Here is a 21,691-nt window from a genome sequence, read left to right as displayed (position 1 = left end):
ACGCCTTATCCGGCCTACAAAAGCACAACACGTAGGCCCGGATAAGCGAAGCGCATCCGGCACAACAACTACAGCCAGTTTTTACGCTTGAAGTAGAGATACGGCGCCAGGCCGGCCAACATCATAAACACGATGGCTCCCGGATAACCAAAGCTCCAGTGGAGTTCCGGCATAAACTCAAAGTTCATCCCGTAGCTGGACGCCACCAGCGTCGGCGGCAGGAACACCACTGAGACCACCGAGAAGATCTTGATAATGCGGTTCTGCTCGATATTGATAAAGCCCATTGCCGCCTGCATCAGGAAGTTCACCTTCTGGAACAGCGATTCGTTGTGCGGCAGCAGGGATTCGATATCTCGCAGGATCTCTCGCGCCTGTTCCAGTTGGCCTGCCGGCAGACGCGCCTTGCGCACGAGGAAGTTGAGCGCGCGCTGGGTATCCATCAGACAGAGGCGAACCTTCCAGCCGATATCTTCCAGTTCCGCCAGCGTCGACAGCGCTTCGTCATACTCGTCGCCCTGATGGCCTTCCATAATCACGCGGCTCAGCTTTTCCAGGTCGCTGTAGATGTTTTCTATTTCATCCGCCAGCTGTTCGATTTTGGTCTCGAACAGGTCTAACAGCAGCTCATAGGCGTTGCCGTCGACCAGCGTCTGGTTACGCACGCGCATGCGGTACAGGCGAAAAGCGGGCAGTTCACGCTCGCGCAGGGTAAACAGGCGGCCTTCGCGGATAGTAAACGCCACGGTTGAGTTGCCGGCGTGATCGTCAGCATCTTCGAAAAAGAAAAAGGAGTGGATGTGTAAACCATCTTCGTCTTCAAAGAAACGCGCTGACGCTTCGATGTCTTCCAGTTCCGGGCGCGTCGCCAGGTTCTGCCCTAGCTCCGTTTGCACACGGCTACGTTCGTCATCGTCTGGCTCGACCAGATCGACCCACACCGAGCTGGCAAGATGCTTGATCTCATCGGCCTCAAGGCGCGTTAAACGATTATTTTCCAGTTGAAATGCGCTCAGCATGACCGGGACTCCCAATACAAAAAATTTATCGGACAGTTCGATGGGCACACAGAAACTATTTGGGTTTCAGACCATTAAGCCTGACTCAGAGCGACGGGGATAGGACGAGTCGCCGACAACCGCTAAGGCTATCGGCATAAGGGGATAGCCTTAGGAGTTGTTCCTGAATGACAGGAAGTTGAGCCAGCATCTACTGGGTGTGTCCAAGGCGAATGTCCTCTTAGCGTAATCGTGCGCGCATGTTACGCCAGCGCCAAAACGGCGTCAACACGCAAGGGAACGCTAAAGAGCAAATCCTGCCCTTTAGCATATAAGGCTAGCAGATTATTACAAAAAAATTATATTTTTCTTAAAGTTACACCGTTTCCAGCCGGGCATAGGCGGCAACCAGCCATTTAATTCCCTGCCCCTGGAATGCCACCTGCAGCCGGCTATGTTCACCGCTGCCCTCAAGGTTTACGATGGTGCCTTCGCCGAACTTCGGATGCCGAACCCGCTGGCCCAGCTTATAGCCGGTATCGTTCTCCGCCACCGGTGTACCGAGGCGCTGATGGTTAACCGGGCGGCTCACCGTCGCCCGCAGCCGTACCTCTTCCACGCACTCTTCCGGCAGCTCGCCGATAAAGCGCGATGGGCGATGGTAAACCTCTTTGCCGTACAAACGACGGGTTTCGGCGTAGGTCAGCGTCAGTTTCTGCATCGCGCGCGTCACGCCGACGTAGGCCAGACGACGCTCTTCCTCCAGACGACCGCCCTCATCAAGCGCCATCTGGCTCGGGAACATCCCCTCTTCAACGCCGACGATAAACACCTGCGGGAACTCCAGCCCTTTCGCCGAGTGCAGAGTCATCAGCTGTACCGCATCCTGCCAGGTATCCGCCTGCCCTTCGCCGGCTTCCAGCGCGGCGTGGGAGAGGAACGCCTGCAGCGGCATCAGATCTTCATCTTCTTCGTTGTAGCTGAACTGGCGCGTCGCCGTCACCAGTTCTTCCAGGTTTTCGATACGGGTCTGGCCCTTCTCGCCTTTCTCCTGCTCGTACATCATACGCAGGCCGGAATCTTTAATGACCCGGTCAGTCTGGACATGCAATGGCATATCGGCGGTTTCCTGCGCCAGCGCGTCGATAAGCTCCATAAAACGCTGCAGCGCGCTGGCAGCGCGGCCAGCCAGCGCTTTCTCTTTCAGCAGCTCGCGGCAGGCCTGCCACAGCGTCAGCTGACGATCGCGCGAGGTCTGGCGCACCACATCCAGGGTACGATCGCCGATGCCGCGGGTAGGCGTATTGACCACGCGCTCAAACGCCGCGTCATCGTTGCGGTTGGCAATCAGGCGCAGATAAGAGAGCGCATCTTTGATTTCCTGACGTTCGAAGAAGCGCATGCCGCCGTAGATACGGTAAGGCATGCTGGCCTGTAGCAGCGCCTCTTCCAGCACGCGCGACTGGGCGTTGCTACGATAGAGAATGGCGCACTGCTCCAGCGCTCCGCCGTTCTCCTGCCAGGTTTTAATTCGGTTAACGACGAAACGCGCTTCATCGAGATCGTTGAAGGCGCAGTAAAGCGAAATGGGTTCGCCGTCGGCGCCGTCGGTCCACAGTTTTTTGCCCAATCGCCCGTTGTTGTTTTCAATCAGGGCGTTAGCCGCGCTGAGAATATTGCTGGTCGAACGGTAGTTTTGCTCCAGGCGGATGGTTTCCGCGCCGGGGAAGTCATTCAGGAAGCGCTGAATGTTTTCAACCTGCGCGCCGCGCCAGCCGTAAATCGACTGATCATCATCGCCGACAATCATCACTTTGCCGGTATCGCCCGCCAGCAGGCGGATCCAGGCATATTGAATGTTGTTGGTATCCTGGAATTCGTCGACGAGAATATTGGTGAAGCGCTCGCGGTAGTGCTGCAGGATATGCGGTTTGTTCAGCCACAGTTCGTGCGCGCGCAGCAGCAGCTCGGCAAAGTCCACCAGCCCGGCGCGATCGCAGGCTTCCTGATAGGCCTGATACACCTTCTGCCAGGTCTGTTCGACCGGGTTGCCGTAGCTCTGAATATGGTGCGGGCGCAGCCCTTCATCTTTTTGGCTGTTGATGTACCACATCGCCTGACGCGGCGGCCATTGCTTCTCATCCAGGTTCATCGCCTTAATCAGGCGCTTCAGCAGGCGTAGCTGGTCTTCGCTATCGAGGATTTGGAAATCCTGCGGCAGGTTGGCATCCAGATGATGGGCGCGTAGCAGGCGATGGGCCAGGCCGTGGAAGGTGCCGACCCACATACCGCCCTGGGTGGTGCCCATCAGTTGGCCGATACGGTGGCGCATTTCCGCCGCCGCTTTGTTGGTAAAGGTCACCGCCATAATGGAATATGGCGAGCAGTTCTCTACGCTCAGCAGCCAGGCGATACGGTGCACCAGTACGCGCGTCTTACCACTGCCCGCCCCTGCCAGAACCAGCATATTGGTGCGCGAGGCCGCTACGGCTTCACGCTGTTTGTCATTAAGGCTGTCGAGCAGGTAAGAAACGTCCATTGGCACCGCCGGAAGAGAAGGGGTTCCACGAACCCCTGTTAATATATACAGAGTTACTGGTGATTATATCAGCGAGGTCAGAGATGCCAACCGTGAAATTTCAATATGCGGCAGCAGGCGGCTATCGGCGGTTTTCATCAGCGAGGCGTCCTGCGGCTTGATCCAGCAGGCCTGCATTCCACAGCGAATAGCGCCAGCTACGTCGGTGGTCAGATCATCGCCGACGTGCAGAATCTGCCCGAGCGGCAAATCCAGACGCTCCGCCGCCAGATGGTACATATCGGCAAACGGCTTGGAGCGGCCATCCGGACCCGCGCGCAGCACGAAACGGAAATAGTCGTTCAGGCCGAACAGTTCCGGCTGGGCGTTACCGTTGGTGATAGCCACCAGCGGCCATTTCTGCGCCAGCTTCGCCAGCGTATCGTGCGTCTCCTGCGGCACATCGACGCGGCTGCGCCAGTGGGCGAAGTTTTCCATCGCCGCATCGGCGCCGGCTTTCGCCTCGGCGGCGGAGAGCCCGGCGTTACGCATCCCTAACTCCAGCGCGCGGTGGCGCCAGACGGTGACGTCATGATAAATCTCAGGTTCTGAGGACAATAGCGTTTGTCGCAGCTGATTAAGCGCATGGGCATCAAACTGGCTCAGCGCCGGATGGTAATTGCGCACAAACGTCAGCGATTCCTGCATCGTCCGGTCAATCACCGGACGGTTATCGTAAAGGGTGTCATCCAGGTCGAACGTCAGCGCGGAGATCGGGCCCAGAGGTCGGTAAAAACGCATTATTTCCCCCGTTTAGCGCGCGGATGCGCGGCATCGTACACCGAGGCAAGGTGTTGAAAATCGAGATGAGTATAGATTTGGGTGGTGGAGAGATTGGCATGCCCCAGCAGCTCCTGCACGCCGCGCAGATCGCCGCTCGACTCCAGCATATGCGTCGCGAAGGAGTGCCGCAGCTTATGCGGATGCACATGGCTATTGAGCCCCTGCTTGATACCCCACTCGGCAAACCGCTTCTGCACGTTGCGCGCTGAAATGCGCTTACCCAGCTTCGACAAAAACAGCGCGTCGTCATCGCCGCCGAACAAGCCGCGCAAATCCAGCCAGTGTTCGATCCACGCCACCGCGTTGCGTCCAATTGGCAGGCGGCGCTCTTTGCTGCCTTTCCCCATCACCCACACTTCCCCTGACTCAAGATCAAGGTGCTTAATATCAAGGTTAACTAACTCAGAAAGACGCAGCCCCGCGCCGTACATCACTTCCAGCATCGCCCGGTCGCGCACCGCGAGCGGGTCGTTGAGGTCGATATCCAGCAGCCGATTCACATCATCAACGTCGATATTTTTCGGCAAATGGCGGGGGATCTTGGGCGCCGCAATCCCCTTCGCCGGGTTAGCGGCCAGCTCGCCCTGGCTGACCATCCAGTCGAAAAAGCTGCGCAGGGCGGAAAGCCGCAGCGCCAGGCTCGCCGGCCCTAAGCCCGCGCGGCGGCTACGCACGGCAAAGCTACGCACCTGAGCGGCATCACACTGCTGCCAGCTTGTCACCCCGGCATCCTCCGCCAGCGCGATCAGCGCTTCTAACTGACGCTGGTAATTCGTGAGCGTAATGGGGCTAAGCTGGCGCTCAACGCCGAGATAGCGCAGAAAGCGATCGACGCAGGATAATAGCGGGGAGTGGCTCATGCGCGTTCAATCCAGCGCTCCAGCAGGCCGGGCAGCATACGGGCGATCTCCTGCAGTAGCTGCGTCCCCTGACCTTGCTGATAATGCTGCGGATCGCGGCTGCTGAAAAACATCACCCCCGGCGCGTCATCATCGCCCAGTAGCGACATCGCCACCGAGCCGATAGCTTTCGCATCCGGCAGCACCACCAGCAGCTCTGGCCCATTCAGCGGCCCAAGATAGTGACGAGCCTGGCCCAGCCGCTGGATACGAATGGGTTCGAACGCCTGCCGGCTCAACGCCAGATGGGTGAATTTAGACGGCGCGCCGAGATGCCAGCTGTCCGGAAACAGGCGCACCGTCGCACCTGCCAGGCCCAGCTCGCGCGCCCAACGATGAAAGCGGTTGAGCATTTCATCCAGGCTATCGGCGGACGCCAGACGCGTCTGCAGATGGAACAGGCGCTGAAACAGGCTTTGATTGGCCGTCGCCTGTTCCATCAGCAGCGTCATGTTCTCTTCCAACATGTTGATATGGTTACGCGCCCGCAGCATATGCCACTCTACCAGCGAGATGGTGCCACGCACCGGATGCGGGACGCGGATATGCTCTACCTGCGCCGCATTACGAATAAAGAACTCAGGATTTTGCAGCAGATAATCTACTACCGCGCTGTCGTCGAGCGCTGTGGCGAGTTCCTGCTGTTCTTCCCCGATCTGTTTCATAGATGAATAAATCCGTCGTAGACGTGTGCCGCCGGGCCAGTCATATACAACGGTTGACCCGGACCTTTCCAGGCGATGTCGAGACGCCCGCCTGGCAATTCCACGCGTACCTCTTCGGCGAGTAATCCTTGTTGGATACCGACCGCCACCGCCGCACAGGCGCCGCTGCCGCAGGCCTGCGTTTCACCTGCGCCGCGTTCATAGACGCGCAGACGAATATGAGAGCGTTCCACTACCTGCATAAAGCCGATATTGGCGCGTTCCGGAAAACGTTCGTGGCTTTCCATCACCGGACCGAGGGTTTCCACCGCAGCGGTATCCACGTTATCGACCTGAATCACGCAGTGCGGGTTGCCCATTGAGACGACGCCGCACAATACTGTCTGTTCAGCCGCGCGCATAATATAGGTCTTTTCCGCTTTGTTGGCGCGGAACGGGACCTGAGAAGGTTCGAAATTCGGCTCACCCATGTTAACGCGCACCAGATCATCTTCCGTTACGCTTAATACCATACGACCGTTGGCGGTGCTCACGCGGATATCACGTTTATTGGTCAGGCCTTTTAAACGGACAAAGCGGGCGAAGCAGCGCGCGCCGTTGCCGCACTGAGAGACTTCGCTACCGTCAGCATTGAAGATACGGTAGTGGAAGTCCAGATCGGGATCGTACGGCGGCTCGACAACCAACAGCTGGTCGAAGCCGACACCAAGATGCCGATCCGCCAGGCGACGAATCAGCTCCGGTGAGAAGAAAACATTCTGCGTTACCGCATCAACAACCATGAAGTCGTTGCCGAGGCCATGCATTTTAGAGAACTGCATTATCTACTCCAATTGCGCGGAACAGAACGTTATCGTTAATAGTTAACCTGGGTCGGACCGCCATTATCGCCGCGATCGTTACGATCCGGCGTCGCGCTCTGAATGCCTGGGTTAACCGGCTTGGTCGGCGGCGGCGCGGTTTTGTCTGCCGGCGGGAAATACAGCGGCCCTTTCAAACCGCAGCCGGTCAGGCTGAAGATTGCAAACAGAACGGCAAGCGTGGGTAAAACGTTTTTCATTGATAGTTGCCCATGATTCATTCGTTACTGCTTTCTATCATCGCAGGAGAAGACGTAAAAGCAAGCGTTTAGCATCTGACTGCACGCGCTTTTGTTTCGCGTTATGCTGCGGCCATCTTCAAAAAAGCAGGCTATACCCGTTATAATTCAAGCTGCATGTACGTTGGCTTTCCTCGCTCGCCCCAGTCACTTACTGGAGTAAGCTCCTGGGACTCCCTGCGTCGCCGCCTTCCTGCAACTCGAATTATTTAGGGTATATAACCATGAACGACAGTGAATTCCATCGCCTGGCCGATAGCCTGTGGATGACCATCGAAGAACGTCTGGACGACTGGGACGGCGACAGCGATATCGACTGCGAAATCAATGGCGGCGTGCTGACCATCAGCTTCGAAAATGGCAGTAAGATCATTATTAACCGTCAGGAGCCGCTGCATCAGGTCTGGCTGGCGACCAAGCAAGGCGGCTATCACTTCGATCTGCAAGGCGATGAGTGGATCTGCGATCGCAGCGGCGAACGCTTCTGGGATCTGCTGGAGCAGGCGGCGAGCAATCAGGCCGGCGAGACGGTGAGCTTCCGTTAATGACGTCTTTCCCGGATGGCGGCGCATCGCGCCTTATCCGGGCTACCCGACGACATACAACCGTAGCCCTGCTAAGCGCAGCGCCAGCAGGGAATATCTCCGGATAGCGGCTCGCGCCTTATCCGGGGCAAATCTACGAGTAGCGCTGCTGCAGCACCGGTGAGGCGACCGCTTCCTGGCCCGGCGGCACCGCGGCGGCAATCGCCTGACTGCGGAACGGGATCACCTGCGTGCGTCCGTCAACTTCGACTATCTGATAGAACTGCGGCAGGTTGAAGTTAATGAAGCTTGAGCCGTAGGTGAAGCGATCGTGCGATGACGAGTAGAAGCGGCTGACGTCGCGCACCAGCTCTTCTTTGCTGCCTTCGCAGTGATGATAGACCTCTGCGCGGTTGCTTTCGTCGAGAATGTAGATGTTAAAGCCGCTGTCATTGTTATCCGCATCTTCAAAGAAGAATTGAATAATCCCTTCGCTGGCGAAGCCATCCACCACCGCCGGCAGCTTAACATGATTGGTTTCTACCTGTACCGACAGGCCGTGGAGCTTGTTGTGCGAGATAGCGCCGTAGAACTCAATGGCGTTTTCCAGCTTCTGCACCGAAACGTTCAGGCGCTCGAAGAACAGGCCCCAGGTCTGGCCGGAGACGCGCAGCGCTTTGAAGCGCCCGGTGTCCTGACGGGTACTAGAGAGGCGCAGTTCGATGCACTCGGAGACCATCTGCTGCACGCGGGTGCGGATAAGGCCGCGAAGATGCTGGCTATAGCAGAACACCTCCACGCTATCCGGCGGCGCAGCGTCCTGATGCATTTTGCCGAGAATAGTCTTCAGCGCTTCGATCATCGCCTGCTCGCCGTTAAAGTGCAGCGTGCGCACTTCGTTCCACGAGTTGCGATACAGCAGGTCGACGCTGCCAATCAGGCATTTTTGCTCTTCGCCGAAGCTGAAAACATCGAGCTTACGGAAGTCGAAATGCACCACCTGATTGCGGAAAGCCGCCGTCGGGTCATATTCGAGGTTGACGATAATCGCCAGGTGGCGAATTTCGCACGGGCTGTACAGCGCTTTTGGCGTCGGCGCCGGCAGGCGCAGCGGGAAGTGGTGCGACACGTCGGCCACCATCTCCTGCAGCTTCGGCAAATCGACGATACCGTTGCCCTTAATAAACAGACGGGTGCGTGAGGTCAGCAGGCCGTTAAACCAGGCCCAGGCCACCAGCTTATTAAGATAACGGTTATATTCCAGCGGCTGATGGCTGATAATCGATTCCATATCCGGCGCGCGGTTATACAGATACCAACCGGTACGGTTGGCGCGGCCCGGCGGCACGTGGATAAAGGTCAGATTCGGCTCCGACAGGTCCGGTGAAATTTGCGGGTTCACCAGGGTGACCTTGCCCGGTAGCGCTTCAAAGGCCGCATACAGCTTGCGCGTCAGCACGCCGATATCTTGCGGGCTGGCGGAGACGCTAAGGTTATTGCGCCGAGCGAAGCGGATCAGATTACGATAGCTCTGCATCATCGCGTCGAGCAGTTCGTTGTGCGCTTTGCGCACTTCATCGATTTTCCAGTTAGCGCGGTTATCAAGCATCATCAGACGCTTTTCATCCCAGCCCCACTCTTTCACCAGTTGGCTGACGACTTCACGACGCCAGCCCACGCAGGCGCGCTCGCGGCTGAGTTTTTCACAGACTTTCAAATAGAAGCAGCGACGAACCAGATCGAGACGGGTGTCGTCTTCGATAGCCTGCAGATAGGCGGTTACGCGCTCCAGCATCATGCAGTAAGGGTCGAGACCGAATGAGACAATCTCGCCATCGTGCAGGCGCTGTTTAATATCTTTCGCCAACAGGCGGTTGTTGGGGTATTCCCAGGAGTAGGCTTCCAGCAACAGCGTTTTCAACACCGCTTTATACGGGGAGTCGATGCTTTTATACAGCTGCCACAGGCTGGCGCCGAAGTACTCTTCCGCCGACAGCGAACTGAGGCCGCCGAGATCGAGCCATTCGTTTGGCGTCAGCACGCCCTGGGCATACAGCCCCATCACGTAATCATCGTAATGATCTTCTTCATCGCCCGGCACCATATTCCACAGAATACGTTTCCCGGCAAGACGCACGGCGGTGCGGTAAAATTCATCGAGCAACAAAATATGCTGGGTCGAACCACAGTCTTCGCCGCCCAGGCTGCCGCTTTCGTTATGGCGGAAGCGGTTTTCGTCGATCAGGAAGAAACTGACCTCGACGCCGAGCGACGCCGCCCAGCTTTCAAGCAGGCTGCATTTACGCTGCAGCAGTTGGCGTTCTTCGTTATCCAGCCAGGCCTGATGGCATACCCAGATATCCAGATCGGAAGAGCAGCTTTGCCCAACGGAAGAGGTACTGCCCATCGAATAGACGCCGGTAATCGGCAGTTCGCCTTTCGGCGGCTCCTGCGTTAGCAGGCCGCGATGCAGTTCGAGTTCGTCAAGATAGTGGCGTTGGGTTTCATCAGGCGTGTAGAGGCAAATGCCGCGGGGAACGTTACCGTCAAGGTAACCCGGCATCAGCGGGTGATGATAATGTAGTAATGTCGGCAGAAGACTGTAAACCTGCTGGAAAGCGGGTCCCATGGCAGCAAGCGCGCGATCCACGCGCAATTGATTGATGGCATCCAGTCTCTGTTTCAGTGTCTCAATATAGAGGTACAAGACATATCGCCTGATGTTCAAAAATCCGACGTACAATAGTACGGAGGATTTCAGTATTTCAACAAGAACCGTCACCATTCGTCATCGGTGTGGTTGTGATGAACTGCTGGCTGACAAATGGTTTAAAACGTGATCAATTTAACACCTTGCTGATTGACCGTAAAGAAAGATGCGCTACATACAAGTGTAGCACCGTTTGCCGGGTGTAAATTCCCCACTACGCTTGCGGCAACCGCATCCGCATGAAACGCTAAAGGTCATCATGCCAGCATCCCACATTAACCGCGAAACTAACATCCCTAAAGCAACAATGTTAGGATGGCTCATGGTCGACAATGACGGTAACAAGCATGTTAGACAAAGTTTTGAGAATTGCCACACGGCAAAGCCCGCTTGCGCTATGGCAGGCACATTATGTGAAAGAGCGTCTGGAGTCCTGTCATCCGGGGCTTTCCGTTGAGCTGGTGCCCATGGTCACCCGCGGCGACGTGCTCCTTGATACCCCGCTGGCGAAAGTGGGCGGCAAGGGCTTATTTGTAAAAGAGTTAGAGCTCGCCATGATTGAGGGGCGCGCCGATATTGCCGTCCATTCGATGAAAGATGTCCCGGTCGAATTCCCTGAAGGCCTGGGATTGGTCACCATCTGCGAACGTGAAGATCCGCGCGACGCCTTTGTTTCCAATCACTATGCCTCAATCGACGCGCTGCCGGCTGGCAGCATCGTTGGCACGTCAAGTTTACGTCGCCAGTGCCAGTTGGCGGCAGAGCGTCCCGATCTGGTGATCCGCTCGCTACGCGGCAACGTCGGCACGCGATTAGGCAAACTCGATAACGGCGAATATGACGCTATTATTCTCGCCGCCGCCGGTCTGAAGCGCCTGAAACTGGAAGCGCGTATTCGCCAGCCGCTCTCGCCTGAGCAATCTCTGCCGGCAGTCGGCCAGGGCGCGGTGGGTATCGAATGCCGCCTTGACGATGAATGGACCAAAGCGCTATTAGCGCCGCTTAACCATACAGAGACCGCCGTGCGCGTACGTGCCGAGCGGGCGATGAACACCCGTCTCGAAGGCGGTTGTCAGGTGCCGATTGGCAGCTATGCCGAACTGCGCGATGGTGAGCTGTGGCTACGGGCGCTGGTAGGCGCGCCGGATGGGTCGCGGGTCGTGCGCGGCGAACGTCGCGGGCGGCCGGAAGAGGCAGAGGCGCTCGGCGTCTCGCTGGCGGAAGAGCTACTGGATAACGGCGCCCGAGACATCCTCGCGGCGGTCTATGATGGAGAAGCCCCACGATGAGCATCCTGGTCACTCGTCCGCTACCGCAAGGTGAAGAGTTAGTCAGCCGCCTGCGCGCGCTGGGACGCGTGGCCTGGAGCTTTCCGCTGATTGAATTCACGCCGGGTCGAGAACTGGCAGCGCTCCCGCGCCAGCTGGCGGCATTAGGCGCGGACGATTTGTTGTTTGCGCTGTCGCAGCATGCGGTGGAATTCGCCCATGCCCGTCTGCTGCAGGAGAGCCAACGCTGGCCCTCCGACCCGGCCTATTTCTCGATAGGCCGCACCACCGCGCTGGCCCTGCATACGGTCAGTGGTAAAAATATCCGTTACCCGTTAGATCGGGAAATCAGCGAAGTCTTGCTACAATTACCTGAATTACAAAACATTGCGGGCAAGAAAGCCCTGATTCTGCGCGGCAACGGCGGGCGGGAATTATTAGGCGACACGCTGCGTGAACGCGGCGCCGAAGTAACATTTTGTGAATGTTATCAACGTTGTGCGAAGTACTATGATGGTGCGGAAGAGGCTATGCGCTGGCAATCTCGTGGAGTCACTACGCTGGTGGTCACCAGCGGCGAGATGCTGCAGCAGCTGTGGTCGTTAATACCCCAGTGGTATCGCGAACAGTGGCTGCTGCACTGTAGCCTTGTCGTTGTCAGCGAACGTCTGGCCCTACAGGCCCGGGAATTGGGCTGGCAGGATATTCAGGTTGCCGATAACGCCGACAACGATGCGCTGCTACGCGCATTACAATAACTCTCAACATTGGAAGCCATAATGACGGAACAACAAAATCAATCCGCCGTGGTTGAAGAGACCAGGGAGGCCGTGGAAACCACGCCACAGCCAGAAAACAACGAGAAGAAAAAGGCCGGCAACAAAACCAGCCTGGCGCTCAGCGCGATTGCTATCGCTATCGCCCTCGCCGCCGGTATTGGCCTGTATGGCTTAAATAAGCAACAGGTTACTCGGCAAAACGAAACCAGCTCTGAATTAGCAAGCCAGCTCGCGGCGCTGCAAAAAGCGCAGGACAGCCAAAAGAGCGAGCTGGAAAGCGTCATCAAACAGCAGGCCGACCAGTTGAGCGAAGCCAAACGTGAACAGGAAACCCTGACGAAACAGCTTGATGAGCTACAGCAAAAAGTTGCCGTGATTTCCGGCAGCGACGCCAAAACCTGGCTGCTGGCGCAGGCTGATTTCCTGGTCAAGCTGGCGGGACGTAAACTGTGGAGCGATCAGGATGTGACGACCGCCGCCGCGCTGCTGAAAAGCGCCGATGCCAGCCTCGCCGACATGAACGACCCAAGCCTTATCGGCGCGCGCCGCGCCATCACCGATGACATCGCTTCGCTGTCGGCGGTAAGCCAGGTCGATTACGACGGCATTATCCTCAAGGTTAACCAGCTGGCGAACCAAATCGACAATCTGCGTCTGGCTGATAATAACGACGATGATTCCCCGATGGATGCCGACAGCGATGAGCTCTCCAGCTCCATCGGCGAATGGCGCGTTAACCTGCAGAAAAGCTGGCAGAACTTTATGGATAGCTTTATTACCATACGTCGCCGCGACGAAACGGCGGTGCCGCTGTTAGCGCCAAATCAGGATGTCTATCTGCGCGAAAATATCCGCTCTCGTCTGCTGGTTGCCGCGCAGGCGGTGCCGCGTCATCAGGAAGAAACCTATAAGCAGGCGCTGGAAAACGTCTCCACCTGGGTACGCGCCTATTACGATACTGAAGACGCCACCACCAAGGCTTTCCTTGAAGAGGTGGATAAGCTCAGTCAGCAGAGTATCACCATGAGCGTGCCGGAAACGCTGCAGAGCCAGAGCCTGCTGGAAAAGCTGATGCAAACCCGGGTGCGTAATTTGATGGCCCAGCCTGCGGCAGCCGCTCCGGCGCCAGCGCCAGCAGCGACCGCGCCAGCCCCTGCGCCGCAAGGAGAATAACCGATGCTGAAAATTCTCCTGCTTTTCGCACTGCTGATCGCCGGGATCGTCGTCGGCCCGATGATCGCGGGCCACCAGGGCTACGTTCTGATCCAGACCGATAACTACAATATCGAAACCAGCGTGACGGGCCTTGTGATCATCCTGATCCTCGCAATGGTGGTGCTGTTCGCTATCGAGTGGCTTCTGCGCCGCATTTTCCGTACCGGCGCGCACACGCGCGGCTGGTTCGTCGGCCGTAAGCGCCGCCGCGCGCGTAAGCAAACCGAGCAAGCGCTGCTGAAACTGGCGGAAGGCGATTACCAACAGGTTGAAAAGCTGATGGCGAAAAATGCCGATCACGCCGAACAACCGGTCGTGAACTATCTGTTAGCGGCGGAAGCGGCCCAACAGCGCGGCGATGAAGCTCGCGCCAATCAGCACCTTGAGCGCGCCGCCGAACTGGCCGGCGACGATCTCATCCCGGTCGAAATTACCCGCGTGCGCCTACAGCTGGCGCGGAACGAAAACCACGCCGCTCGTCACGGCATCGATAAGCTGCTGGAAGTGACCCCGCGTCATCCGGAGGTGCTGCGTCTTGCCGAGCAGGCCTATACCCGCACCGGCGCGTGGAATTCACTGCTGGACATCATTCCATCCATGGCGAAAGCCAACGTGGGGGATGAAGAGCACCGCGCCGCGCTGGAACAGCTGGCGTGGATTGGCCTGATGGACAAAGCGCTGGCCGACGGCGGTAGCGAAGGGCTACGCGAATGGTGGCGCAACCAGAGCCGTAAAACGCGCGCGCTGATACCGCTGCAGGTGGCAATGGCCGAACGCCTTATCGAGAGCGACGATCACGATACCGCACAGCAGATTATTATCGATGGTCTGAAGAAACAGTATGACGACCGCCTGGTCATGCCGATCCCGCGACTGAAGACCAATAATCCGGAGCAACTGGAGAAAGTGCTGCGCCAGCAGATCAAAGCCGTCGGCGACCGTCCGCTGCTGTGGAGCACCCTGGGCCAGTCGCTGATGCGTCACGGTGAATGGCAGGAGGCCAGTATCGCCTTCCGCGCCGCGCTTAAGCAGCGTCCGGATGCCTTTGATTACGCATGGCTTGCCGATGCGCTGGACCGCCTGCATCAGCCGGAAGAAGCGGCGACCATGCGTCGTGACGGCCTGCTGTTGACGCTGCACAATAACCCTCAGCAGTAATGCACGATAACGCTATCGCCTCGTTCGGGGCGATAGCGCCCTTCTCTCGCGAAAAGATAGCCTTCCCCTGAAAGAAAAAAACGCCTGCACTGAAATCAGGGCAGGCGTTAAAACAGGTCTGTTTGACAACAAATTGGGTGCTTCACTCAACGTTATGTCCATGGTGTTTGATGAGACATATAAAATGCGACATCTATCAGTGGACGATAAGCACCGTAAGTACGGCTCTGCATCATTCCCGAGTTTATGAGGCACGAAGGCGAACATAAGAGATGGAATGAGCATCTACCCGGTTATTATCGCACAGGATCCAGCGAGATTGCATCTATCGCAGCAATCATTTGGGACAATTCCGGACAATAATTCGCAGAGATAGAAACTATTTTTTACGAGGAAGATCAGCGGGATAAAAGATAATTGAGCAAATCCGGAAAACAAAAAACCCCGCCGAAGCGGGGTTCAAAATTGGTCGGCGAGAGAGGATTCGAACCTCCGACCCACTGGTCCCAAACCAGTTGCGCTACCAAGCTGCGCTACTCGCCGAAATACTGCTTTTTGAATTTTTAGTTCAATTCTTTAAAGTCGTGGTGCGAGGGGGGGGACTTGAACCCCCACGTCCGTAAGAACACTAACACCTGAAGCTAGCGCGTCTACCAATTCCGCCACCTTCGCAATTCACAACTCTATCAAATAATGGGGTGGCTAATGGGATTCGAACCCACGACAACTGGAATCACAATCCAGGGCTCTACCAACTGAGCTATAGCCACCACAACAATTCTTTTACGCGGTATTAAAACCACCGCAGCTCCAGCACCGGGTAAATGGTGCGCCCGACAGGATTCGAACCTGAGACCTCTGCCTCCGGAGGGCAGCGCTCTATCCAGCTGAGCTACGGGCGCTTAGCGCCGTTGCGGGGGTGGATAATACGGACTTCCCCCACCCCTGTCTAGTGCCTTTTTAAATAAAATTTCTATTTGCTCACAGTTTGTGCGCTTTGGCGCTTATTCCGCCGTTTTATCAAGATTCCCCCGCTTGCCGAGGCCGAAAACCTTATAAATAAGGGTCACCAGGGCGAGGAAAATAATTCCGACAAAGAGCGACATCCGGGTTTCATCGTTAATTCCCATGCCGATTAGCACACAAACGAGGAATGCCATCGTCAAATAGTTCGCCCACGGGAACAACAGCGAACGGAACGGATGGCTGGCCATCGCCTGCTGATGCTCGCGACGGAAACGCAGCTGGCTAATCAGGATCACAAACCACGGCACCATCCCCGGCAATACGCTGGCGCTATAAACATAGACAAACACGCGCTGCGGGTTAGGAATAATGTAGTTCAGGCACGAACCGATGAGCAGAATCACGATCGACAGCGCGACGCCCGCTACCGGTACGCCCTGACGCGACACTTTGGCCATTGCCGCCGGTAGCTGGCGGTTGCGCGCCAGCGCGTACAGCATACGCCCACAGCTATACATCCCGCTGTTGCACCCTGACAGCGCTGCGGTCAGCACCACGAAGTTGATAATCCCCGCCGCCGCGGTAATGCCGATTTTGGCGAAGGTGAGGACGAACGGGCTTCCAGTCGAGCCAATCTGGTTCCAAGGGAAGATAGTCACGATAACGAAAATCGCCCCCACATAGAAAATCAGGATACGCCAAAGCACTTTGCCCACCGCGCTACGCAGCGTGACTTGCGGATTTTTCGCTTCTCCGGCGGTGATACCGATAAGTTCAACGCCCTGATAAGAGGCGACGACAATACACAGCGCCGTCAGGAAGCCTTTCCAGCCGCCGGCGAAGAAGCCGCCGTGTTCGGTCAGGTTGCCAAAACCGATCGACTGTCCGCCATTGCCGAAGCCAAAGAAGATAACGCCCAGGCCGATGACAATCATCACGATAATGGTGGTGACTTTAATCATTGCAAACCAGAACTCGATCTCACCGTAAAGACGTACTGCCGCCAGGTTCGCTAACGCGACCAGCCCGACGGCAATCAGCGCCGGGATCCACTGCGCCATCTCCGGGAACCAGAACTGCACATATACTCCGATGGCGGTGATCTCAGATATCCCCACCGCCATCCACATAAACCAGTATGACCAGGCCGTGAGATAGCCGAAGAACGGGCTCATATAACGGTGTGCGTAAACGGCGAACGAGCCGGTTACCGGTTCGAGGAACAACATTTCGCCCATCGAACGCATGATAAAGAAGACAAATAAACCGGCGATAATATACGCCAGCAGGACGGACGGACCGGCCCACTTCAGCGTACTTGCCGCCCCCATAAATAACCCTACGCCAATCGTCCCGCCTAGCGCGATTAGCTCAATATGTCGGGCCTCCAGTCCACGCTGGAGTTCCGCTTTTTTCTCAGTCATAAAGCCTCTTGTGTTTGCTGTATTCCGGGTACTGCCGGTTATTGTTATTAATTGAAACCATAGCCTTGCCGACGCGCAGGTCTCCCCCACGCGTTTGAAGCATGCGAATGGTTAATTAATTTTACGGAAATGGCAAATAAAGTATCAGGCGAGTGAAGAGATTACACAGAATATGTATGCAATCTCTTCTGGTTGCAGTGGAATATCAGAGCTTGCCGGAATAATGCCAACGTAAATAGCGCAGTAAACGGAACTGTCTTTTAATGCGGCTCGGCTGCAGGAGCAGGCGATAGAACCACTCCAGCCCCAGGTTCTGCCAGAATTTGGGCGCTCGGTGTACGTGGCCGGTAAAGACGTCATAAGTGCCGCCAACGCCCATATACAGCGCTGCAGGATACACCAGTCGGCAGTCGCGCATCAGAATTTCCTGGCGCGGCGATCCCATCGCGACGGTGACAATTTTCGCCCCGCTGTCGCGTACCCGCTCAAACAGCTGCTGGCGCTGATCGGCGGAAAAATAGCCGTCCTGACTGCCGACGATATTCACCTTCCAGCGCTCACGCAGCTTCGCTTGCGTCTCCGCCAGCACCTCGGGCTTACCGCCAATCAGAAACACCGGCGTTCCCTGCGCCCCGGCGCGCTCCATTAAGGCCTCCCACAGATCGGCGCCGGCAACGCGCGACACCTCAGCCTGCGGATATTTTTTGCGTAATGAGCGCACGACGCTGATGCCGTCGGCATATTTAAACTCGGCGGCCTCAATCAGCGCTCGCACTTCCGGGTTATCTTCTACCGCCAGCATTTTTTCGGCGTTGATCGCAACCAGCGTTCCCTGACGCAGTTCGCCGTCGGCGAAGAGATAGTTGAGCGCATGCTGCATGTCGCGCCAACCAATAAGCTGCAGCCCTCGCAGCGCATACTGCGGCGCGGAAGTGTTATCAGTCATGTTCATCCTTATCATACCTGCGGTTGCGAAAGCGGCTTCAACCGCTTATGAATCAATCCTGCGCTGTCCAGGAGCCAGTACAGCAATTTCGCCGCTAACAAGCAGATACCAAAGATCACGAGGAAAAACACCACGCGGGAGCCAAACGAATCCAACCCTTCGCGCGCCAGCACTATCATGTTGAAGATAGCGCCGAAACAGAAACTGTGCAGGATAGCCGCTTTGTAGCGATTGCTCTCCCGGTTGCCCAGTTCGTACAGCCAGTCGAACCATTTAATGATGAGCCCTACCGCGACGGCGCCCAGCGGTACGAACCATACGCCGCCCATCACCACCAGCGAACCAATCAGCGTCGGCGATATCGCCAGCCCCGAATGGTTATTTAACACTTCCCAGGTGAAGTAATTGGCGGTATTCAGCACCATTGTCGGGCGACCGTGCCACATCCAACTGGGGATAAAGACGTAGAAGTCGCGGATCATCGGCGCCAGCCCCTGGAACTCAATCTTGTCGTAGTTCTGCAGCAACAGCGCCAGGTTCTCCCACGGCGAGAAGGTATCGCGCGTGAGATAGAGGAATGTATAAAACGCTTCATCGCCGCTAACGTTCATCCCATAGCGCTTCAACGCCAGCCAGAACATGCCGACAATACCCAGCACGCCCGCCGCCGCCAGCATCCACAGGCTGATCCAGCCGCGAATAATGCCGATAAACAGGAAGATAGCGAAAGCGATAATGATGTTGGCGCGGGTACCGCCGACGATCGCGTAGGTCAGCAGACCAAAGGCGACGGTGCTCACCAGGAAGAAAATCCACGCCTTGTAATCCTGACGCAGGAAATAGATCACCAGCATCGCCGGAATAAAGAAGTAGAAGAAGCGCTTCAACGCCACGCCGGACACTTCCGCGGAGAATATCTGGCTGTATGAATTGAGCTTAAATAGCAGGAAACCGTTGTGGGCGAAGAAGATACCGACGCACAGCAGCGCCAGCCCCATCAAAATCCCCCAGGCCAGATGGGTTTCAACCCGGTTCATGGTAAACAGCGGACGACGTGCAACATCGCGCGATGCCGGACGCAATCGCGTTTTGTAGGTCACGTAGTAGATGGCATAGAAGCATACCGCAACCAGCAGCGTCTGCAGCAAAATCTCCGGCGGCGCCACGCTGACGTCAAAGCGGAATACCAGGATACTGGTTAACGGGAAGCCGAAGAAAAAGGTGAGCAGGAACAACAACGAGAAAAAGACGTTGAAGTTAAAGCGCACGCGGCGGAACTCAAACCAGGTGGCGGTGGCGATAAACAGCGTCGACAGCAGCCAGACCACCAACAGCCCGCTAAATTGCATTAACGTCATACCCGCGCCTCCGCTGCCAGCTGTAGCGCCCGCTGCCAGCCCGCCAGATAGTTCGGGCGGAAGAAGGCGATTTGCGTTTTATCAACGCTCGCTAACTGACGCTGTGCTTCGCGCACCACGTTGGCGTCCAGGGTATCGGTGGTAAACAGCACCGGGATCTGTTGTTCGGTCATATCCTGCCAGAACGGATTTTCGCGATTGAGCACGCAGGGAATACCCGCCTGAATCAGCAGGCACAGCGTGCCGATACCCTGCTGGCGCGCAAACAGGAAATAACCCAGATCGCAGCGGCGCAGCAGCGCCAGATAATCATCAAACTCAAGCTTCTCGCTAAGGATCTGCAGATGCTCGCGACTAAACAGTGCCGCTCCCGTCTGACGCACTTCATCAATGTAGGCTTCATTGTTGGCCGGATAACCCATCGGCACGATGACATTCACCGTATCGCCAAATTGCTGATGAATCGCCCTTAGCGCCGCAATATGCTCATTACTACGATCGCCGGAGTTCCCCACCAGTATGGTCAGCGTGTCACCGCGCGGGGCGGTATCGGCAAGGGAATTTAGCGACGGATCCATACGCGTCGGGAAGTACAGCAGTTCGCCCGGCACTCGCGGATGGCGGTTAGCAAACCAGCTGAGATCGCCGCGGGTGGCGAAAACGCGTCCTACCCGCCCTTGCGCCATGCGGCGCAGAGGATAAAACAGACGGAATTTCAGGCTGGCTGAGTTTTCATACAGATCCGCGCCCCAGATATGCCAGTTAAATTGCGACGGGCGGATCCCGCCGCTCAACAACGCCAGCCACAGACCGGTATTAAACTGGCCGTGGAAAAAAAAGCGCTGCTGGCGATCGGCTTTCGCTTTGGCAATCACCGCCTGCGCCAGCGATTTCTTACCCGGATAGCAGGTAATTTCCAGCGCCGGATACGCCTCGCGCATACCTGTCGCATCACCCACGACCATAAACGTCCTGGCCCGCGCGTCGGCGGCCAGTTCGTCGTTAAAGAACCGCAATACGGTCTGGTTGTGGTGCGGGATATCCGATCCCAGTACGTGTATCAGTGCTGTCATGCCCGTTTACGCCAGAGTAAAAACACGCCACTACAAAGGGCGAAATAAACAATATAAGTGGCCATATACGCCTGCGCCGCGCCAAGTGCGCCGTGCGCCGGAATAAGCCAGTGTGAAAATGCGGTCAGCAGCGTGAACTGGCTGATTTCCGTCAGAATATAAAAGCGCAATGACGCTTTGGCGATCACCAGATAGCCGTAGACGTAAGCGCCAACTTTTAAAACATCGCCCACCAACTGCCAGGCGAACAGGTCGCGCATCGCGGTGAAGCGCGCGGAAAACAGTAACCAGATAGCAAAATCGCGCAGCAGCCAGACCGTCAGGCTCGCCGCCGCCACCGCCGGCAGAACGAATTTCAACGACTTCACTATCTCACGCGTGATGTCCGTTTTGGCGCTCAGCCGCGACAGCGTAGGCAGCAGATACACGCTAAAGGAGGCGGTAATAAACTGCAGGTAGGCATCTGAGATACTGCTCACCCCCTGCCAGATACCGACCGCCTCCCAGCCGTAATGCGCCGCCAGCAGATTACGCATCATCACATAGGCCACTGGCAGCGTCACCGAGGTAATCAGCGCCATCAGGGTAAATTTCGATAGCTGCCCTGCAAGCCCGTTATCCCAACGCGGGCGTAGCGCGCTCAACGGGATCGCGCCACGCCGCCATAGCATAATGGCGGCCGGAACCACCACCAACGCGGGGACTAACGCCAGCCCTAACAGCGCCCCCTGATAACCACCGAAGTAGTAACAGGCGTAATAGGCCGCAACGCCAATTAGGCTACCGGCAATCAGCGAAAAAGCGTTACCCGCAGCATCGCGAAAACCTTTCATCAGCGCCAGCAAATAGTTGGCCCACGCAATCCCCATCTGCACCAGCGCCACCAGACGTACCAGATTCTGGTAGTGCGAATGGCCGAACAGCGCCTGGCTTATGGGCGCCGCCGCCAGCAAAAAGACCAGCGCTAACAGGGTGGAAAAGCCGAGCACCATTGATGACGACGTCCCGACCACCTGCTTCAGGCGTAGCGGATCGTCGTGATGTTGGGCAACCAGCTTAGTGACGCCATTAAAAATCCCGGCGCCCGCCAGTACGCCAAGGACGGTGACCAATTGCCGGAAGTTACCGGCCTGGCCCACGCCCGCCGGGCCAAATGAGACCGCCAGCAGCTTTACCACCAGCAGACCGGCGCCTATTTTGACTAAGGTGGACGCCGCGGTCCACAGTGACGCTTTTGCCAACGACATA

The 21,691-nt window shown here is 56.9% G+C and carries 19 protein-coding genes and 4 tRNA genes; 5 read left to right on the top strand and 18 right to left on the bottom strand.

Translation table 11 applies throughout. The features are described from left to right. Positions 1–68: 68 nt before the first annotated feature. The 8 genes from corA to lptM all read right to left on the bottom strand — a co-directional run bounded on the left by corA (position 69) and on the right by lptM (position 6,983). Positions 69–1,019: a magnesium/cobalt transporter CorA gene (gene corA, locus PGR29_RS24055; RefSeq protein ID WP_002883400.1), complete on the bottom strand. Its 951-nt coding sequence runs from the start codon at positions 1,017–1,019 to the stop codon at positions 69–71. 150 nt (positions 1,020–1,169) lie between these two features. Continuing rightward, positions 1,170–1,226 (bottom strand): YsgD/CorL family protein, encoded by a 57-nt coding sequence (gene ysgD / locus PGR29_RS24965; protein WP_349815745.1) that lies wholly within the window; start codon positions 1,224–1,226, stop codon positions 1,170–1,172. Between the two features lie 148 nt (positions 1,227–1,374). Then, positions 1,375–3,537, bottom strand: coding sequence for a DNA helicase II (gene uvrD / locus PGR29_RS24050; protein ID WP_015368861.1), 2,163 nt, complete (start codon positions 3,535–3,537; stop codon positions 1,375–1,377). Positions 3,538–3,600: 63 nt separating this feature from the next. After that, positions 3,601–4,317 (bottom strand): 5-amino-6-(5-phospho-D-ribitylamino)uracil phosphatase YigB, encoded by a 717-nt coding sequence (gene yigB / locus PGR29_RS24045; protein WP_015368862.1) that lies wholly within the window; start codon positions 4,315–4,317, stop codon positions 3,601–3,603. After that, positions 4,317–5,219, bottom strand: a complete 903-nt coding sequence (gene xerC, locus PGR29_RS24040) for a tyrosine recombinase XerC (protein WP_113374972.1) — start codon at positions 5,217–5,219, stop codon at positions 4,317–4,319. Before xerC ends, yigB begins: the two co-directional genes overlap by 1 nt. Further along, positions 5,216–5,923 (bottom strand): DUF484 domain-containing protein, encoded by a 708-nt coding sequence (locus tag PGR29_RS24035; RefSeq protein WP_316425496.1) that lies wholly within the window; start codon positions 5,921–5,923, stop codon positions 5,216–5,218. Before PGR29_RS24035 ends, xerC begins: the two co-directional genes overlap by 4 nt. Then, the gene (gene dapF / locus PGR29_RS24030) at positions 5,920–6,744 is read right to left on the bottom strand and encodes a diaminopimelate epimerase (RefSeq protein WP_015703982.1); all 825 of its coding nucleotides are present in this window, start codon (positions 6,742–6,744) and stop codon (positions 5,920–5,922) included. Before dapF ends, PGR29_RS24035 begins: the two co-directional genes overlap by 4 nt. 35 nt (positions 6,745–6,779) lie before the next feature. Then, the gene (gene lptM / locus PGR29_RS24025) at positions 6,780–6,983 is read right to left on the bottom strand and encodes an LPS translocon maturation chaperone LptM (protein WP_020077593.1); all 204 of its coding nucleotides are present in this window, start codon (positions 6,981–6,983) and stop codon (positions 6,780–6,782) included. Positions 6,984–7,246: 263 nt separating this feature from the next. Here lptM and cyaY point away from each other — a divergent pair, with 263 nt between their 5' ends. Next, positions 7,247–7,567: an iron donor protein CyaY gene (cyaY, locus tag PGR29_RS24020; RefSeq protein ID WP_015368867.1), complete on the top strand. Its 321-nt coding sequence runs from the start codon at positions 7,247–7,249 to the stop codon at positions 7,565–7,567. Positions 7,568–7,700: 133 nt separating this feature from the next. Here the strand turns inward: cyaY and cyaA are convergent, their stop codons facing one another. Beyond that, positions 7,701–10,253: a class I adenylate cyclase gene (gene cyaA, locus PGR29_RS24015; RefSeq protein WP_015368868.1), complete on the bottom strand. Its 2,553-nt coding sequence runs from the start codon at positions 10,251–10,253 to the stop codon at positions 7,701–7,703. Between the two features lie 350 nt (positions 10,254–10,603). Here cyaA and hemC point away from each other — a divergent pair, with 350 nt between their 5' ends. The 4 genes from hemC to hemY are packed head-to-tail and all read left to right on the top strand — an operon-like array spanning position 10,604 to position 14,676. Next, positions 10,604–11,545, top strand: coding sequence for a hydroxymethylbilane synthase (gene hemC, locus PGR29_RS24010; RefSeq protein ID WP_032715387.1), 942 nt, complete (start codon positions 10,604–10,606; stop codon positions 11,543–11,545). Further along, positions 11,542–12,282 (top strand): uroporphyrinogen-III synthase, encoded by a 741-nt coding sequence (hemD, locus tag PGR29_RS24005; protein WP_113374971.1) that lies wholly within the window; start codon positions 11,542–11,544, stop codon positions 12,280–12,282. Before hemC ends, hemD begins: the two co-directional genes overlap by 4 nt. A 21-nt stretch (positions 12,283–12,303) precedes the next feature. Further along, entirely contained in the window at positions 12,304–13,476 is a 1,173-nt protein-coding gene (gene hemX / locus PGR29_RS24000) for a uroporphyrinogen-III C-methyltransferase (protein WP_213198567.1), read from the top strand. Between the two features lie 3 nt (positions 13,477–13,479). Beyond that, entirely contained in the window at positions 13,480–14,676 is a 1,197-nt protein-coding gene (gene hemY, locus PGR29_RS23995) for a protoheme IX biogenesis protein HemY (RefSeq protein ID WP_042894676.1), read from the top strand. Positions 14,677–15,142: 466 nt separating this feature from the next. Here the strand turns inward: hemY and PGR29_RS23990 are convergent. The 9 genes from PGR29_RS23990 to wzxE form a co-directional block, all read right to left on the bottom strand. Beyond that, positions 15,143–15,219, bottom strand: a tRNA-Pro gene (locus PGR29_RS23990). Positions 15,220–15,261: 42 nt separating this feature from the next. Next, positions 15,262–15,348, bottom strand: a tRNA-Leu gene (locus PGR29_RS23985). Positions 15,349–15,370: 22 nt separating this feature from the next. Beyond that, positions 15,371–15,446, bottom strand: a tRNA-His gene (locus PGR29_RS23980). Between the two features lie 55 nt (positions 15,447–15,501). Then, positions 15,502–15,578 (bottom strand) — tRNA-Arg (locus PGR29_RS23975). A 102-nt stretch (positions 15,579–15,680) separates the two neighbouring features. After that, positions 15,681–17,066: a bifunctional threonine/serine APC transporter ThrP gene (gene thrP, locus PGR29_RS23970; protein WP_087858704.1), complete on the bottom strand. Its 1,386-nt coding sequence runs from the start codon at positions 17,064–17,066 to the stop codon at positions 15,681–15,683. A 205-nt stretch (positions 17,067–17,271) separates the two neighbouring features. Continuing rightward, positions 17,272–18,012 carry a lipopolysaccharide N-acetylmannosaminouronosyltransferase gene (wecG, locus tag PGR29_RS23965; protein ID WP_015368874.1) on the bottom strand — a complete coding sequence of 247 codons (741 nt, stop codon included), beginning with the start codon at positions 18,010–18,012 and terminating at the stop codon, positions 17,272–17,274. 11 nt (positions 18,013–18,023) lie between these two features. Further along, complete coding sequence (wzyE, locus tag PGR29_RS23960; protein ID WP_316425493.1) at positions 18,024–19,370, bottom strand: ECA oligosaccharide polymerase; 1,347 nt, start codon at positions 19,368–19,370, stop codon at positions 18,024–18,026. Further along, a complete protein-coding gene (locus PGR29_RS23955) occupies positions 19,367–20,443 on the bottom strand; it encodes a TDP-N-acetylfucosamine:lipid II N-acetylfucosaminyltransferase (protein WP_015368876.1) in 1,077 nt (358 codons plus the stop codon). Before PGR29_RS23955 ends, wzyE begins: the two co-directional genes overlap by 4 nt. After that, positions 20,440–21,690: a lipid III flippase WzxE gene (gene wzxE / locus PGR29_RS23950; protein WP_045378694.1), complete on the bottom strand. Its 1,251-nt coding sequence runs from the start codon at positions 21,688–21,690 to the stop codon at positions 20,440–20,442. Before wzxE ends, PGR29_RS23955 begins: the two co-directional genes overlap by 4 nt. Position 21,691: the final 1 nt, after the last annotated feature.

This window comes from Klebsiella sp. 141203, from assembly GCF_032601985.1.
GTDB classification, from domain to species: Bacteria; Pseudomonadota; Gammaproteobacteria; order Enterobacterales; family Enterobacteriaceae; genus Klebsiella; species Klebsiella aerogenes.
Note: the sequence above shows the minus strand (reverse complement) of the source record. Positions and strands in the feature narration are given on the sequence as shown.